Origin of the sequence: Chryseobacterium balustinum (assembly GCF_900168205.1) — a bacterium.
Lineage (GTDB): Bacteria > Bacteroidota > Bacteroidia > Flavobacteriales > Weeksellaceae > Chryseobacterium > Chryseobacterium balustinum.
In genome coordinates this window covers 78,772-95,231 of the sequence record NZ_FUZE01000008.1, presented here as the reverse complement: position 1 = coordinate 95,231, position 16,460 = coordinate 78,772, and the positions used below count along the sequence as shown (strand labels likewise).

General features: G+C 32.4%; 13 protein-coding genes. 5 read left to right on the top strand and 8 right to left on the bottom strand.

Annotated elements, in window-relative coordinates; genetic code table 11:
- Window positions 1-5 precede the first annotated feature (5 nt).
- The 3 genes from B5X64_RS11535 to B5X64_RS11525 all read right to left on the bottom strand — a co-directional run bounded on the left by B5X64_RS11535 (window position 6) and on the right by B5X64_RS11525 (window position 6,011).
- Window positions 6-2,771, bottom strand: coding sequence for a TonB-dependent receptor (locus B5X64_RS11535; RefSeq protein WP_079465392.1), 2,766 nt, complete (start codon window positions 2,769-2,771; stop codon window positions 6-8).
- A 67-nt stretch (window positions 2,772-2,838) separates the two neighbouring features.
- On the bottom strand, window positions 2,839-5,481 hold the full coding sequence (locus B5X64_RS11530) for a vWA domain-containing protein (protein WP_079465391.1): 2,643 nt from the start codon (window positions 5,479-5,481) through the stop codon (window positions 2,839-2,841).
- A gap of 11 nt (window positions 5,482-5,492) precedes the next feature.
- Window positions 5,493-6,011 carry an RNA polymerase sigma factor gene (locus tag B5X64_RS11525; protein ID WP_079465390.1) on the bottom strand — a complete coding sequence of 173 codons (519 nt, stop codon included), beginning with the start codon at window positions 6,009-6,011 and terminating at the stop codon, window positions 5,493-5,495.
- 377 nt (window positions 6,012-6,388) lie between these two features.
- On the opposite strand from B5X64_RS11525, the gene B5X64_RS11520 reads away from it, so the two are divergent.
- Window positions 6,389-7,591 (top strand): C1 family peptidase, encoded by a 1,203-nt coding sequence (locus B5X64_RS11520; RefSeq protein WP_079465389.1) that lies wholly within the window; start codon window positions 6,389-6,391, stop codon window positions 7,589-7,591.
- A 481-nt stretch (window positions 7,592-8,072) separates the two neighbouring features.
- Here B5X64_RS11520 and B5X64_RS11515 read toward each other — a convergent pair whose 3' ends face one another.
- Window positions 8,073-9,134, bottom strand: coding sequence for an NADH:flavin oxidoreductase (locus B5X64_RS11515; RefSeq protein ID WP_079465388.1), 1,062 nt, complete (start codon window positions 9,132-9,134; stop codon window positions 8,073-8,075).
- Window positions 9,135-9,393: 259 nt separating this feature from the next.
- On the opposite strand from B5X64_RS11515, the gene B5X64_RS11510 reads away from it, so the two are divergent.
- Window positions 9,394-9,783, top strand: a complete 390-nt coding sequence (locus B5X64_RS11510) for a winged helix-turn-helix transcriptional regulator (RefSeq protein ID WP_079465387.1) — start codon at window positions 9,394-9,396, stop codon at window positions 9,781-9,783.
- Here B5X64_RS11510 and B5X64_RS11505 read toward each other — a convergent pair.
- Together B5X64_RS11505 and B5X64_RS11495 are read right to left on the bottom strand one after the other, a co-directional pair.
- The gene (locus B5X64_RS11505; protein ID WP_079465386.1) at window positions 9,780-10,118 is read right to left on the bottom strand and encodes a hypothetical protein; all 339 of its coding nucleotides are present in this window, start codon (window positions 10,116-10,118) and stop codon (window positions 9,780-9,782) included. The genes B5X64_RS11510 and B5X64_RS11505 overlap by 4 nt on opposite strands.
- Window positions 10,119-10,409: 291 nt before the next feature.
- Window positions 10,410-11,144 carry a class I SAM-dependent methyltransferase gene (locus B5X64_RS11495; RefSeq protein WP_079465384.1) on the bottom strand — a complete coding sequence of 245 codons (735 nt, stop codon included), beginning with the start codon at window positions 11,142-11,144 and terminating at the stop codon, window positions 10,410-10,412.
- A 126-nt stretch (window positions 11,145-11,270) separates the two neighbouring features.
- On the opposite strand from B5X64_RS11495, the gene B5X64_RS11490 reads away from it, so the two are divergent.
- Window positions 11,271-11,645, top strand: coding sequence for a hypothetical protein (locus B5X64_RS11490; RefSeq protein WP_079465383.1), 375 nt, complete (start codon window positions 11,271-11,273; stop codon window positions 11,643-11,645).
- Between the two features lie 284 nt (window positions 11,646-11,929).
- Entirely contained in the window at window positions 11,930-12,406 is a 477-nt protein-coding gene (locus B5X64_RS11485) for a hypothetical protein (RefSeq protein ID WP_123920729.1), read from the top strand.
- A 62-nt stretch (window positions 12,407-12,468) separates the two neighbouring features.
- Here B5X64_RS11485 and B5X64_RS11480 read toward each other — a convergent pair whose 3' ends face one another.
- Window positions 12,469-14,901 carry an alpha-ketoacid dehydrogenase subunit alpha/beta gene (locus B5X64_RS11480; protein ID WP_079465381.1) on the bottom strand — a complete coding sequence of 811 codons (2,433 nt, stop codon included), beginning with the start codon at window positions 14,899-14,901 and terminating at the stop codon, window positions 12,469-12,471.
- Between the two features lie 138 nt (window positions 14,902-15,039).
- Here B5X64_RS11480 and B5X64_RS11475 point away from each other — a divergent pair, with 138 nt between their 5' ends.
- On the top strand, window positions 15,040-15,336 hold the full coding sequence (locus B5X64_RS11475; protein WP_079465380.1) for a hypothetical protein: 297 nt from the start codon (window positions 15,040-15,042) through the stop codon (window positions 15,334-15,336).
- Between the two features lie 130 nt (window positions 15,337-15,466).
- Here B5X64_RS11475 and B5X64_RS11470 read toward each other — a convergent pair whose 3' ends face one another.
- Window positions 15,467-16,444: a polyprenyl synthetase family protein gene (locus B5X64_RS11470; protein ID WP_079465379.1), complete on the bottom strand. Its 978-nt coding sequence runs from the start codon at window positions 16,442-16,444 to the stop codon at window positions 15,467-15,469.
- Window positions 16,445-16,460: the final 16 nt, after the last annotated feature.

Sequence of the window (16,460 nt, the reverse complement as noted above, 5' to 3'; positions counted from 1 at the left end):
TCGTATTAAAACTTGAAAGAAACTGTACATCCGAAAGTTTTAAAAGATGGTAGATTTAAAAAATCTAAACCTCGGCTGTTATCAAAATCATAGAAATTCTGATTAGAATCTACACCGTTATTTGCCTGCCAAAGGAAAATATTATTGACATAAAAACTGATTCCTAAAGCTCTTCTAAAATCTCCAACATCAAAATATGCTGAAAGAGAAATATCATTGATTCTAATGTAATCTGCTTTTTCAACATAATTTTCAGCAACGCCAAGAAAACCATATCTCGTCCAACGATTGTCACTTACCGATTGGTTCGTATTGTAAAAATCTACTGGTATTTGATTAACATTTCCATTATAATTGACGCCTTCAAAAACGTAGTTTTTAATATTTCTTTCATCAGCAGAAGTTTGGGAACGACCGTAATAATCAAGAACAGCTTGTGTTCCATTCCAGGTTTGTCCGCCTTTTTTCCATTCCCAGTTGATGTCTAAAGCAAACATTTTGTAATTGAAGTTATGAGTAAATTTTACCACAAAATCGGGTGTAGGATCAGCAATTATTTTCATTCCAGAAGCTTTTATGGGATAAACATAATCATCGATTATTACTTTTCCGTCTGCATTTCTTTCATAATAACTTCCCGTTACTGCGCCCAAAACCTGACCTTCTGATAAAACTTTATGAATATCATTAAACCCTGAAATCATCAGATTATTATACCCCGAATTTACCCGATCTACAACGTCCTGATATTTAAAAAAAGAAGCCTTACTGCTTACTTTAAAATTTTGATTAGCGATGATATTGTCGTAATTAAAATTTACTTCGTAACCAGTATAGGTATGATCCGCCAAATTTTTAAGCACAAGATTATTTCCTTCAAAAACGGGAAATATATCATCAGAAATTTTTCGCTTAAAATATTCTGCAGTAAGATTTATTTTTCGATTGACAATATATTTAAAACCGGCTTTCCATTCTTTGATATTGATATTCGAAAGATTATTAAAGGTTTCTACTTCTTTTAAAGGAAAATATTGATAAGAATTTTGTGCAGAAAACTGTGTCGTGGCATAAGAAGAATAAGATTTTGCAATTTCCGGCTCTGCAGATAGCTGAGTGTATGCTCCCAATAGTTGAAAATCACTATTATACCAATTGAATATATTTTTAAAAGTAAAATATCCATTTGCCTTCGGAATCCAATAACTGTTTTTGAGCGAAGTGTTTGAGATATAGAAAGAATTCCCAAGATTTGCCCCAAATTCTATATCATTATAATCCTCGTAATCTAAATTATAATTAAAGATATAATCCTGTGAAGTTCTCTGATAAATATAGTTTCGGTCTAAACTATGATTAACATTTACTTTTCTGTCATTTAGAATATGATTTAAGCTAAATCCGTGCTTCAAATCTGAATTTCTCAAATTATAAGACAATAAAATATTTGAATTATAAAACTCATTCTTTTGATCTCTCCTGTTGTACAATCCATTGATGAAACCTATCGTAGAAGCCTTATAAACATCACGATGCATGATATTCTGATTGTCGTAAGCCTGACTAATATTCAGTTTAAAATTTCTCCAATTTTTGCTCACGTCAAAATTCACCTGGCGGATATTTTCGTAGTAATTATATTTATTGGTTTGATCAAAAAGAAAATCAGGATTGTCTGCATACAAACTGTAACTTCTCTGCAAACCATTGCTTAGATATGCATTCTGCTGGTTAGAAAATGAAATCGGAGTCAGAAGAGAATTTTGATACGCTCTATTGAAAAGCCCAATTCTATTGGTATTTGTTGCCTTATTTTCTTCATAATTAAATCCTGCATTGATATTAAAATCTAAAATTTTTGTACTGAATTTAGTTTTAAAAGAATTAGTTACATCATACTGATCTATAAAATACATCTGGTCTTTTCTTTGACCCAAATTAAAAGAAAGTCTTGCATCTTCCTGATAATCTCCACTTTTAATAATCGCATTCACATTCAGCTGATTACTATAACCAACTGTTGTTTTAAAGATATTATTATTGTAAGCTTTTGCCGGAGAAACTGCTTCTGACAAATCAACTAACTGTCCATTGACATCATATTCATAAGGTTGTCCAGTGAATCCTAAAGTTGACATATCTGGTCCGAAGCTGAACATTTCATTTGTATCCGGTCCTTTCCAAATAAGCGAACCATTTTCAGATCTTCCCTGAACATACCGATTGTGGGTTTTAGGAATTCTATTTCTGTTTTTGATATCTACAGAAGTACTGAAACTTCCGTTGAACACAAGATATTTTTTAGGTTGACTCTTAATTTTATATAAAGAATCCTGCTTTAATTTTAGTTTTCTTACCGCTGAAAAATGACGATCTGAATTTTTCCTTATAGAATCGTAAGAATTTTGTATACTAAATTCATCGTTTTCAGGTTTTTCAAGCAGATTTTCGTAATCTTTAGAATTAATATCTTTAACATTTTCTCTTTTTACTTGTCTTTCCAGAATATTTTTTAATTCATACACACCATGAACTACCTGAATATTTTTTCCACTGTTCCAAACTAAAGTATCATATTCTTTTGCAGCAATAATCGCAAAGCCCTTTTCATCGGTCAATTCGTAAACACCGCTGTTTTTGTTGAAAATTTTGAGAAAATTCTGAGGTTTTTTCTTTTCATTAAAAAATGTTCCCGAATAATACCGCTGAGAATCCTGCGCAAAGGCAAACTGCACCGCAAAAACAGGCAATAACAGATAAACTTTTTTCATCTTTGATAATATTTCTAAAAATAGAGAAAAAAAAGAAATCTCCGAAGAAATTTCTTTTTTTGAAATGTTATTTTTGTGTCGATTCGTACGTTTCCACCAATCTCACAAACTCCGCTCTGTAGCCATCTTCATCTTTTCCTCTTCCTTTTTTAGCAAGGCTTTCAATATCTTTTAAATCTTTATTTTTAATTAAATTAGAATTTCTTAAAACTAAACCAAACCACGCCACAGATGAAGCAAATTTGAAGTCATCGCTTGAGGATGAAAAAGATTGATTGGTATTTTTCACCACCTGAACAATTTCAGAACTTTGATCACCATCAGGTTTTTTATATCTGAATTTTACCGTTGCCAATTCATCATTAAAATTTTCATCATTTGTGTTCTTAGTATATTTTAGATCATTTTCTTTTGGCAAAAATTCAGAATTCACATCGGTAGGAATGACTTCGTATAAAGCCGTTATGGTATGTCCGCTTCCCAATTCTCCCGCATCAATTTTATCATTGGTAAAATCTTCGTTCTTTAGTTTTCGGTTTTCGTAACCAATCAAACGGTAAGATTTCACGTATTTAGGATTAAATTCAATCTGAATTTTTACATCTTTAGCAATAGCATATAGAGTTCCGGCAAACTCTTTTCCTAAAAATTTATTAGCTTCCTGAAGATTATCGATGTAAGCATAATTTCCGTTACCTTTATTGGCTAAAGTTTCCATTCTATTGTCTTTGAAATTTCCCATTCCGAAACCTAAGCACGTAAGAAAAACTCCCGATTTTCTTTTTTCTTCCACTAACGTCTGAAGATCACCTGTTGAAGAAGCTCCCACATTAAAATCTCCGTCTGTTGCAATGATGACACGGTTGTTTCCATTTTTGATGAAATTTTCCTGAGCCAATTTGTAAGCTAATTCAATTCCTTGTCCACCCGCTGTACTTCCACCCGCCTGAAGTTTATCTAAAGCTTCAATAATTTTATTTTTTTCTTTGGCTGAAGTTGGTGGTAAAACCATTCCTGCACTTCCTGCATACACCACAATTCCTACTTTGTCGGTTGGTCTTAACTGGTCTAAAAGCACCTTGAAAGAAGATTTCAACAATGGTAATTTATTCGGTTCATTCATTGAGCCTGAAACATCAATCAGAAAAACAAAATTTGAATTGGGAAGTTTATCTGTTGGAATTTCCTTTCCCTGTAATCCTATTTTCAGTAATTTATGTTGTTTATTCCAAGGGGAATCATTGTATTCTGTATTAATTGAAAACGGCTGATTATTTTTCGGTTGCGGATAATTATATTTAAAATAATTAATCATTTCCTCGATTCTAACTGCATTTTTATTCACATATTCTCCATTATTAATCATTCTTCGAATATTTGAATACGCTGCTTTATCTACATCAATTGAAAACGTTGAGACCGATTGATTTTTTGTCAGTTCAAAAGGATTTTCTACAAAAGCATCGTATTCTTCATTATTTTGTTTCTGAATTTGTTTTGATATACTAATACTATCCTGAACTTTCTGTAATTTCTCAAAAGCTTTTCTTTCTTTTTTCGAAAGTTTTTTAGTTTTTATAATGATAACTCCGTTTGAACCTCTGCTTCCATAGATTGCTGTTGCGGAAGCATCTTTTAAAATAGACACACTTTCAATAGTATTGGGATTTAAATTGCTAAAAGCTTTACTGTCTGAAATTTTTCCGTTGATAACATATAAAGGTTGACTATTTGTATTTAAACTGCTTATCCCTCTAATTATAAGTGGTTTTGAAGAACTTGGAACTCCTTGACCTGTAATTATTTGAAGACCTGGAACTTGTCCTCTCAAAGAATTTACAACACTATTATTGTATGGTTGATTATCAAAATAGCCTTTATCATTGCCAGCAACATAATCCACTGAAACTACTTTTGAATTATTATAGCTTTTTATTTTATCGGATATGATAATTCCTGAAGCAACGGTTGAATTCTTTTTTGTTAAAGTTTTCGAATATCCTAAAACAACGACCTCTTCTATAGTTTTTTCTCTACTTTCAGCAATTTGAACTCCAGCAACCCTTCCTTGTAGTGTTGAATTTGTATTTGATAAAATCCCTTCGGGAATAGAAATATTAGGTACAGTATTTTTATTTCTCAATTCCACCCTTTCAATCACATCATCTTTATCTAAAACTCCATCACCGTCTGTATCTTCGTAAATTTCATTTGCTCTTGTATTTGATGATACATTATTACTGTTTTTTTCGATATAATATGAATCTGAAGAAAAATCCAGCTGTTTTTTAATTTCTTGAATAGGATTTCTTAAAGGTTCTAGAATTTTAATATCATAAGCCAAAACTTCAGGCTTATAAATTTCTTTTTGAGAATAAATTTCCTTTTCAATATTAGATTTTACCGTACTGTCAATCGCCTGAACATTTGAATTTACTTTAGGAGAAACCGTCTTTTGAGCAATTACAGGTTTATTAATTTCAGAGACATCATTTTTATTGATAAAGTAAAATGCCCCTAAACCAATGATCAAACTTGCAGCAATTCCATAAGGAAACCAGATTGGAACGATTCTTTTCTTATCTTCTTTTTTATCTAATTTTTCTTCAACTTTAGCCCAAACTTTATCAAAACCCGGAAAAGTAGCAGGTTCTTCTAAAGATTGAGAAGCCTCATTGAATTTTTTATCTATATCGTGATTATTTTCCATTTTGTAAAAGTTTAAATGTTGTGATTTACCAAAAGTTCTTGAAGTTTTTTCCGTGCGAAATTCAGCTGAGATTTTGAGGTTCCTTCGCTGATCGAAAGCATTGTTGCAATCTCTTTATGCGGATATCCTTCAATGGCAAATAGGTTGAAAATTGCTCTGCAACCTTCAGGAAGAAAATTCAGAAGTTTCAAAATATCTTTTTCAAAAGAAACTGTATCAGCTAAAGTATCCGGAGATTCTACAAACTGATCGTCTAATGAAATATGAAGCGCTTTCATACTTCTGAGTTTTTGCAAACATTCATTCACCGCTATTTTTTTTGCCCAAGCTTCAAAAATATCATGGTTTTGCAGTTGGTTCAACTTTGTGAAGATTTTATAAAAAGTATCGGCTAATACTTCTTCTATGTCTTCATCGTTTTTTAGATAGCGTTTGCAAACCGCATACAGTTTACCCGCCATTTTTTCGTAAACTTTCCGCTGTGCATTGCGGTCGTTCCGTTGGCATTCTATCAGTAATTCTTTTTCCATAGTCAGGCTTTATACTCTTATAGATGCAGGAAACTTCGGGCAGGTTGGAAACATTGTTAAACTTTTTTTAAAAATAAGGAAAGTTGTGGATAGTTTTTAGTTGATAGACTGAAACTTGTATATTATTAATATTTATAAATCTTAAGTTAAAACTAATAAAATCCCTCTAAAATTCTAAAACGCTCCAACTCTAATTCCCTAAAATCCTCCCACTCAATTTTAACCCTTTTTTAACATACAATCTTGTAACATATCCTTAACATTGCAGACTATTAGAATATAATTTTAAAGCTGATAAAATTGTATTTGATTAAGAAGAGAAATTTTAATCGAAAACAATTTTAAAATCACCTTTAAAAATAAATAGATCGTTACTTATGAAAAACAAAAGATTTGCGTCATTACTTTTTGTTTTATGCGCAGGAAGTATGATGTTTGCTCAGGATGACCTGATCAACAAGTTGAAAAACAATCAGTCTCAAAATGCCAATTTCCAATTTACCACGTTAAAAGATGTGGGTGCAACTTCGGTAAAAAACCAAGGTTCATCAGGAACATGTTGGAGCTATTCAGGAAACTCTTTTCTGGAGTCTGAAATGCAGAGGATGGGCAAAAAGCCAGTTGATTTGGCTGAAATCTTTACCGCAAGAAATTCTTATCACGATAAAGCAAAATTATACGTGTTAAACAGCGGAGCAATCAGTTGGGGAGATGGAGGTGAGCTTCACGATGTTGTGAATATGTACAAAAAATACGGAGCAGTTCCACAGGAAGCTTACACAGGTTTGAAAGCCGGACAGTCTTTAAATAATTTTAAAGAAATGCAAGGCAAACTAAAGCCGGTTTTAGACAGCTTAGTTGAGGCTTCTTCAAAAGGAAAACTTTCAGATAACTGGATGGCTTCTGTAGATGCTATTTTGGATGAATATTTAGGAAAAGTGCCTGCAAACTTTACCTATGAAGGAAAAAATTATACGCCGAAAACTTTTGCTAAAGAAGTGGTAGGAATTAATCCTGAAGATTATGTTGAGCTATCTTCATACAAAGATTATCCTTATTACCAAAAATTTGTAGTTCCGATTCCTGATAACTGGAGCCATGATTCTGACTGGAATATTCCAATGAATGAACTGACTGCGATTATCGACAATGCTGTTAACAAAGGATATTCTGTAGGTTGGGCAACTGATGTGACTGAACATTATTTTTCTTATAAAAATGGTGTTGCTTATGTTCCAGATGTAGATCTTGATCAAATTAACAAAGACAATAAAGGAACTTTATTTACTGAACCTAAAAAAGATAAAACCATTACTGAAGATATGCGTCAGAAAGCTTTAAACAATCTTTCTACAACCGATGATCACGGAATGCACATCGTAGGTTTGGCCAAAGACCAGTCGGGTAAAGAATATTATATGGTGAAAAATTCTTGGGGTGTAACGAATGATTTTGAAGGATATTTATACGTAACCAGACCATACGTTGAGTATAAATCAACTGCTATTTTGGTTCACAAAAATGCAATTCCTAAAAACATCAGAAAACAATTGAAGCCAAGCAAAAACATTGGTTTGTAAGAAATCATTATTGTCTACTAGGTGACAATTTTAGATATTTAAACTTGTTAATAGACCGTCTGAATTTTTTCAGGCGGTTTTTTAGTTGTTATAAACGCAAGGTCAGCAAAGATTTTGAAATAATTGAAAATATTCTTCGTTCGCAAAGGCGTTTCACTCAGCAAAGAAAAGGAAGCCTTCGCTGAACGAAGTGCCCTTGCGAACAAAAATGTACAGGATACGAGAAAAATACCTTTGCGTTCGTAGCGTTTAAAAGAAATTCAATAATCAAAGACAAGTTGCATTTATTACTTAAATCCACCAAATAAAAAAACCGCTTTCAAAAAAAATGAAAACGGTTCCTCTAAAAATTAAAAAAATTATAGGTAAAATTATGTATAAAATAAAAGTGAACTGCTTATTTTACTTCTCAGGTGAATAGTGGAAATAAAGTTTAAATAATAAATTGACCACGAAGCAAACCTGCAATTCACTGTAGTTTTTAATATAGCACTCCTAAACTAGAACCAGCAAAATCTGTAAGTTCTTCTACTCTGCCATCTTTTATTTTCTTTGCCCATTGATAATCGCTCAACAAAGCACGTCCTACTGCAACCAGATCAAAATCTTCACGGTCAAGTCTTCTTACCAATTCTTTAAGGTCTGCTTTTTCAGAACCTTCTCCTGCAAAAGCTGCCATAAAATCACCGTTTAATCCTACAGAACCTACGGTAATTGTCGGTTGACCCGTTATTTTTTTTGCCCAACCTGCAAAATTCAGATCAGAATTTTCAAATTCAGGCTCCCAAAAACGTCTTTGTGAACAGTGAAAAATATCTACTCCGGCTTCTTTTAATGGCAACAACCAATCTTCCATTTCATTAGGATTTACTGCTAATCTGCTTTTATAATCCTGCTGTTTCCACTGAGAAAGACGGATAATAATTGTGAAATCTTCACCTACTGCAGCTCGCATTGCTTTTACAACATCTACAGCGAATTTGCTTCTTTCTTTTATCGTTTTTCCGCCATATTCATCGGTTCTGGTATTGGTTACTTCCCAGAAAAACTGATCGATTAAATAACCATGAGCACCGTGAATTTCTAAAACATCAAATCCTAAATCTTTTGCCGATTTTGCCGAAGCCGCAAACTGAGCAATGGTATCCTGAATATCTTCCAAAGTCATTGTAGAAGCTTTTTCCATATCAACTAAAGGGTAATCTTCTGAACTTCTGGTATCACCAACGTGCCAAATCTGAGGTCCCATTTTCCCTCCATTTTGATGAACTGCATCGATGACGTTTTTCCAGCCGTTTAATGCTTCAGTTCCATAAAAATCCGGGATATTCTGAATATTTTTTGATCCAGGTCTGTTGATTACTGTTCCTTCAGAAAGAATAAGTCCTACTTCCGAAGCCGCTCTTCTTGCATAATAATCTACAATTTGCTGAGTAGGAACTCCGTTATCAGATTGCGCTCTCGTCATCGGAGCCATTACTATTCTATTTTTTAGTTCTAAATTTTTGTATTGAAATGGTTTAAATAATGATTCTGTACTCATTTTTAAAGTATTTGTTTGTAATTGTTACACAAAGTAACTAATAATAGTTTGTTTTTGTATCTTTCAATGAAAAAATAGTGGTAACTTCGCAGTAACTTACGTTAGTAACTTGAAAGTAACGTTTAATTTTTTGAACCATAAAAATCACAAACGATTAAACACTTAAGTTACTTTAAGTTTAATGGGTATATGTAAATAAGAACATTTAAGTTATTTTAAAAATCTTAAGTTTTAATGATTTAATTAATTATATTCTGCTATGAAACAAAACGAATTGATGCAATACAGCTGTCCTTTAGGCAAAGCAATGTCTGCATTGGGAAGCAAATGGAAACCAATTATTGTATTGGTTATCAAAGACCGAAAATTACGTTTTGGCGAACTTGCCGTGCGAATTAATGTGATTTCCAGAAAAGTTTTGACAGATCAATTAAGAGAAATGCAAACTGATGGATTGGTCATTCGTGAAGAGTTTAAAGAACTTCCGCCAAGAGTAGAATATTCGTTGACAGAAAAGGGTTTAGCACTTTTACCTATTTTATATCAATTGGAAGAATGGGAAACAAAATATCATGTTTATGATCCTGAGAAAGCTAATGATTGCAAGACTCTTTTAGAAAAAAAGGAAAAGAAAAAGGTGGTTGTTTAATATTCCTGTAGCTTATTAAGTTTAATCTGAACACTTTCTGAATAAGTTCCATTCATATAAATCACATAACCGTTCTGAATGATAGCTTTTGAGCCTGCTTTTGGAATAGAATCGCTATATTTAAAATAAAGAGTATCATTCTTTAATTCATAATTTCCCATGTAAACATCTTTATCTCTCATCATTCCTTGAGAAATAAATTCAAAACTTTTATCATCATATATTTTCAAATATATCCAACCTAAAGGAGCTTCTCTGTCTGCTAGCAAAACTTCTTTTCTTTTATCTTTACAACTTATTAATAAAAGAATCAAGCAAATAAAACTAACTTTCATGATTTTTCTTTTTTATGAATAATGAGAGAATAAAAAATGTGCATAAAAAAACAATAAACTGAATTATAAAAACAGGTAGTAAAAAATCTGATTCAGCATATCTGTACATAAAACTAAAAAATGAAACTGGGAATGTAATTAGTAATAGAATAAATGACCATTCTCCATACAATAAATCACTTCCATAAATTGAACAAACCGCTAAGGTACCTAATCCTACATATAGTGCAGAAATTATTAAAGCGATTCTTCTTGATTTTAAAAAATTTTTAAATTCTTCCATTTAATTATTTACTTTTTCACAATCAACATATTTGCAAAGGGTGTAATTTTTTTATTCTCAGCAATCTCTAAACCTGCTTCCGAAATTGCTTTTTTCCATTGCTTTTTGCTTAAAAAATGGAAGGCTCCGATATTGAAGAAAACGAAGTTGGTAAAATCTCTGAATTGTTCTGAAATAACGATCAAACCATCATCTTTTAAAACTCTTTTAGCTTCTTTAAAGAATAAAACTCTTTGGTCGTGATCTAAAATTTCGTGAAGTGCAGTTATGGCAAGAATTACATTTTGAGAACGATCTTCAAAAGGCAATTGATGAGGTTTTATTTTTATTTCTTTAGGATTGGGAGGAAATATTTTTTTTGAAGTTTCAATTCCTTTTTCCATTTCGTGACGATTTCCGAAAATATCACAAACTGTTAAATTTAAATTAGGATATTTTTCTTCCAAACTTTTTGATAAAGGATCAAAACTGGCGTGAACTAAAATAACATTTTCAGTTTTATTCCAATCTATAATTCCTTTTAAATTGTTTAATTCGTATAGGTCTGAATTGTCATACAAAATGTAAGAAGCGAGAAGCGATGCAAAAATATTTAAAATGATAAGTCCGCTTAAAACTCTTAATATTAAAATAATTGGAGCTGAATTAATCCAAAAGGATAATCCAAAAAGAACAATAGAAACGATAATTCCTAAAAGTATTTTCTGGTAATTGAAGAGAATGACAAGCTTGGTGATTTTCATAAGTCGAATTCTTATTATTTTGGAATTTTATAAATATTGAATTTACAGATTTCTATAACAATTTCTTTATAATGAGATGATTTTATCTAATATATTTCTTTTTTTTGTAGCTTGAATTCTATCTGAATGATAAAAGCTTCAAAAGAGATAAAACTTTATGCCTATTTAGGTTTTCTTCTAAGCGTTTTGGCTTATGTTCTAATACAGCTGTATATAAAATCTAAGCTTCCACAAATTAGCTGGACCGCTTCTGACTGGCTGATCAATTATGAAGATGGAGGATTTAAAAGAAGAGGCCTATCCGGAAGCTTTTCTGTTTTTTATTCAAGACCAATTTCATATTTCGCTACAAATGCAGGTTTTTTGCATTCAGGCAATTTTCATTGGGCTTATTTTCTATTTTTTGATCCGAATAATTTTAGCAAAAAAGATCAATTGGGATATTTTACTATTAATTTGTTCACCACTTTGTCTTTTATATTTACCCGTCAATGCTTTTAATTCCGGAAGAAAGGAGATCGTTTTATTAGCATTGGTCTTATTCTTCATGTATGGAAAATCTACTCAATTTAAAAAATATTTTCTTTTTGGTGGTTTTATTTTAGGCTTATTCCTTCATGAGCTTTTTTATTTTTACTTACCATTTGTAATGGCGGTATACATCTTAAAAACAAAAAAAAACAGATGCAAAATATTTAGGAAGTCTTTTTTTAGCATCAACATTCGTAATTATTGTTTTGTTGTTTTGCGGTGGTGAAATCAATCAGGGACAGAGCATTGAAATATTGAATAACCGTGGAATTGAACTGAGCAAATGGAATATTTTCACATATGATGCTGTAGAAGAAAGAAGAAATATGCTCCTTGCCTATAAATCGTATATTTTATTTGCATTAGAATTGTTTTTTATGACTTTCCTATCATTCTTTTTTGTGAAAAAAAATTTACCTCAGCACAAAAATGCTTTTAAAATATTTATTCTAATTTCTTTAATATGGGTAAGTCCGCTTTATTATTTAGGAGCAGATTGGTTTCGCTGGAACCATATTTATTCGTTCTTACTCATTATCTTAATTATTTCTGCTTTACCAGATAACAACGGAAAAAGATTTTGTATTGAGGGAAAGTTTAATATTCCATTGTCGATAGTAATTGCATTATTTTTCATTGTATTTTACCTTCATATACAATATGATACTTCAGGAAATTCAGCAGAATATTTATTAGATTTTATTGAGAGTAAGCTACACTTAAAAAGTTGATGTTCTTCAATAAAAAAACCGCTTCCAAAGAAAGCGGTTTCAAAATTTATCTAAAATCTCAATTAAAATATCGCAGGATATTTCTGAGGATTTGTTTCGTTAAACATTGCGTAAATTCTTTCAACCATATCATCAGAAGATGGTTTAGAGAAATAATCACCATCACTTGCATAAGCCGGTCTGTGGTCATTTGCAGCAATCGTCAACGGATCAGAATCTAAGAATCTGAATGCTTTTTGCTTCTCTAAAATCTGCTGAAGAATAAACGCTGAAGTTCCTCCTTCTACATCTTCGTCGATTACAACCAATCTGTTGGTTCTTTTCACGCTTTCAGCAATTTCATGAGTTAAATCGAAAGGAATTAATGACTGAACATCAATAACTTCTGCAGAGATTCCTAATTTCTCAAGTTCTTCTGCTGCTTCCATTACAATTCTCCAAGTCGAACCGTACGTTACCAACGTAACGTCTTTTCCTTCTTTTGTAACCTCGATTTTTCCAACAGGAACAGTAAATTCACCTAAGTTATCAGGTTGTTTTTCTTTTAATCTGTATCCGTTTAGACATTCAACAATTACAGCTGGATCATCGCTTTGAAGCATCGTATTGTAGAATCCTGCAGCTTTCGTTAAGTTTCTTGGAACTAATACCAAAATACCTTTAGAAAGGTTCAAAATTCCCGCCATTGGAGAACCTGAATGCCAAACTCCTTCCAATCTATGACCTCTTGTTCTGATGATTAAAGGTGATTTCTGACCACCTTTTGTTCTGTACTGAACCGTCGCCAAATCATCGCTCATCCCTTGTAAACAATACAAAATATAGTCTAAATACTGGATTTCAGCAATTGGTCTTAAACCTCTCATCGCCATTCCGATTCCCTGACCCAAAATTGTAGCTTCACGGATTCCTGTATCGGCAACACGAACGTCACCATATTTTTCCTGCATTCCTTCAAGACCTTGATTTACGTCACCGATATTTCCGGCATCTTCACCAAAGACTAAAGTTTGAGGATATTTTTCGAAAATTTTATCGAAATTATTTCTTACCACTACTCTTCCGTCAACATCTTCAGAAGCATCAGAATAGATTGGCTTGATTTCTTGAATATTTTCAGCTTTCCACTGAGACTGAGAATACAAATGAGAAGAATAATTGTCTTTTTCAACCTCAAAGATCTCATTGTATTTCTGCATCAATTGATTTCTTTCTGCAGAATTGGTTCCTCTTGTTGCCAATAAAGATTTTCTTACCAAATGGAAAACATCTTTCTTCGCTTTTGAAACCAATTTATTGAATTGGCTGATAAAATTTTCAATTTCAGTATTTTGTCCTTTAAGATTTTCAACTAAAGGTAAAACTGAATTGATTAAATCTGTAATTGTTTTCTGGTAATTTTCCCAAGCATTTTTCTGCCCGGCTTTTACCGTTTTTTTAGCTTCATCATCAATTGAATCTAATTCTTCAACAGTTGCTAAAACCTCTTCATTTCCTTCAATTTCTATTGAATAATTCAAAATCCATTCTCTGAATTTCAATAATCCGTCAAACTGAGATTCCCAAGACAAACGCTCTTCGTTCTTATATCTTTCATGAGAACCCGACGTTGAGTGACCTTGAGGCTGTGTAACTTCAATTACGTGAACCACAACAGGAACGCTTTCCATTCTTGCAAACTGCTCTGCTCTTGCATAAGCATCTAATAATGCAGGGTAATCCCAAGCTTTCACCTGAATGATTTCACATCCTTGGTTTTCACCTTCTTTTCTTTGGAAACCGCTCAACATTTCAGAAATATCAGCTTTTGCTCTCTGGTTTTTTGTAGGAACCGAAATTCCATAACCATCATCCCAAATAGAAACGATCATAGGAACCTGAAGCGCACAAGCAGCATTCAAAGTTTCCCAGAAATGACCTTCTGCTGTAGAAGCATCTCCGATAGTTCCGAAAGCGATTTCGTTTCCTTCTTTTGAAAATTTTTCAGAACCTTCAAATTTTACGGTCTTGTATATTTTTGAAGCTTGCGCCAATCCTAATAATCTAGGCATTTGACCAGCCGTTGGAGAAATATCAGAAGAAATGTTTTTCTGAGCTGTTAAATCTTTCCAGCTTCCGTCTTCATTCAAACTTCTTGTTGCAAAGTGACCGTTCATCTGTCTTCCGGCAGATGCGGGTTCTCTTTCTACGCTTGTATCAGCATACAACTGAGCAAAGAAACTTTCAACCGTCAAAGCATCTACTGCTAATGCAAAAGTTTGATCTCTGTAATATCCAGAACGGAAATCTCCGTTTTTGAAAACTTTCGCCATTGCAAGCTGTGGTAACTCTTTTCCGTCTCCAAAAATTCCGAATTTAGCTTTTCCGGTAAGTACTTCTCTTCTGCCCAGATAAGACATTTCACGAGAGATTCTTCCTAACTTATAGTCTTCAAGTATTTGATTTTTAAAATCTTGAAAGGAGATCTGTTGAGTTTCAATATAGGTTGTCTGCATAGCCAAATATTAAATATTTTTTATTAATGAAGTATTTTGCTAATATACACTTTTTATATTAATTTTAATTTTCAATATTGTTTTTTAAAAATTTGATAATCAAGATTATTCTATCTTAATTTTACATAATATAAAAAAATGGAAAAAAAATCGTCCCATATCCTGAATGCATCCAGCAATTTACTAGGTTTTTCGATGCTGATCATTACCTCGCTTAAAATCACAAAAACTAGCCACAATACCTATTTAGATGAGTTCGCAGGAGTTGCGTGTGTACTTTTTGCGTGCAGTAGTTTTCTATCCTTTATGGCAATAAGATCAAAGAGAGAAAAGTTAGAGAATAGATACGAGCAGATTGCGGATTATTTATTTTTAACCGCTTTATTTTGTATTGTTTTGTCGGTGATTATGATTACAACAATGATCTTAGATTAAGAACTTATTTAAGATCATTTTAAAATTTAACCAATAAATATCTCTCGCCGATCTTGCAGATTGTGCTGATCTATTTTAAATCTGCTAAATTTCCTTAATCTGCGAGACTTAAAATAAACAAAAAAAAATTTTAGAACTTTCTTTCGATAACGTAATCAAGCATTTTATGTAAAGATTCTCTGACCTGAGAATCCGGAAATTCATTGAGGATATCTTTTGCTTTTTGCTGAAAGTCTTTCATTACCGTGATGGCATAATCTAAGCCTCCTGAACTTTTTACAAAAGCAATCAGTTCTTTCACTCGTTTTTGGTCGTTGTTATAACGTTTAATGGTATTGAAATAATACTTTCTGTCAGTTTCGCTGGCTATTTTTAAAGTATGAATCAAAGGCAAAGTCATCTTTTGTTCTTTAATATCGATCCCAACAGGTTTTCCGATAACATTTGAGCTTAAATAATCAAATAAATCATCTTTAATCTGAAAAGCCATACCGGTGTAAGTACCGAACTGCATCATTTTCTTGGCTAAAGTTTCATCGGCATTATTAGATAAGGCTCCAATTTCGCAGCAGGCAGCAATTAAAGTAGCCGTTTTCTGGCGAATAATTTCATAATAAACATCTTCGGTAATATCGAGTTTCCTGGCTTTTTCCAATTGAAGAAGCTCGCCTTCAGACATTTCTCTGATAGTTCTAGAAATCACGGAAAGCAAATCGTAATCTTTATGGTCTGTAGAAAGCAAAACTGCTTTTGAGAGTAAGAAATCGCCAACTAACACCGCAATCTTATTCTTCCATAAAGCATTGATTGAAAAAAAATTACGACGTTTAAAGCTTTCATCCACTACATCATCATGTACTAAAGTTGCAGTGTGGATCAATTCTATCATTGAAGCGCCACGATACGTTTTTTCGTTAACGTCTCCAATCAGTTTTGCGCACAAAAACACAAACATCGGACGCATTTGTTTTCCTTTTGTGGTAACAATAAAACGGGTAACTTTATCGAGTAAAGCGACTCTGCTCTGCATAGATTCGTAAAACTTCTGTTCGAAAAGTTTCATTTCCTCATTGATCGGCTGCTTGATTTCTTCTACAATGTTTGCCACTAAGTAAGAATGATGG

Excerpts from the sequence above, each read along its gene's own strand:
- B5X64_RS11535 (WP_079465392.1), bottom strand. The coding sequence starts at position 2,771 with ATGAAAAAAGTTTATCTGTTATTGCCTGTTTTTGCGGTGCAGTTTGCC.
- B5X64_RS11530 (WP_079465391.1), bottom strand. The coding sequence starts at position 5,481 with ATGGAAAATAATCACGATATAGATAAAAAATTCAATGAGGCTTCTCAA.
- B5X64_RS11525 (WP_079465390.1), bottom strand. The coding sequence starts at position 6,011 with ATGGAAAAAGAATTACTGATAGAATGCCAACGGAACGACCGCAATGCA.
- B5X64_RS11520 (WP_079465389.1), top strand. The coding sequence starts at position 6,389 with ATGAAAAACAAAAGATTTGCGTCATTACTTTTTGTTTTATGCGCAGGA.
- B5X64_RS11515 (WP_079465388.1), bottom strand. The coding sequence starts at position 9,134 with ATGAGTACAGAATCATTATTTAAACCATTTCAATACAAAAATTTAGAA.
- B5X64_RS11510 (WP_079465387.1), top strand. The coding sequence starts at position 9,394 with ATGAAACAAAACGAATTGATGCAATACAGCTGTCCTTTAGGCAAAGCA.
- B5X64_RS11505 (WP_079465386.1), bottom strand. The coding sequence starts at position 10,118 with ATGAAAGTTAGTTTTATTTGCTTGATTCTTTTATTAATAAGTTGTAAA.
- B5X64_RS11495 (WP_079465384.1), bottom strand. The coding sequence starts at position 11,144 with ATGAAAATCACCAAGCTTGTCATTCTCTTCAATTACCAGAAAATACTT.
- B5X64_RS11490 (WP_079465383.1), top strand. The coding sequence starts at position 11,271 with ATGATAAAAGCTTCAAAAGAGATAAAACTTTATGCCTATTTAGGTTTT.
- B5X64_RS11480 (WP_079465381.1), bottom strand. The coding sequence starts at position 14,901 with ATGCAGACAACCTATATTGAAACTCAACAGATCTCCTTTCAAGATTTT.
- B5X64_RS11475 (WP_079465380.1), top strand. The coding sequence starts at position 15,040 with ATGGAAAAAAAATCGTCCCATATCCTGAATGCATCCAGCAATTTACTA.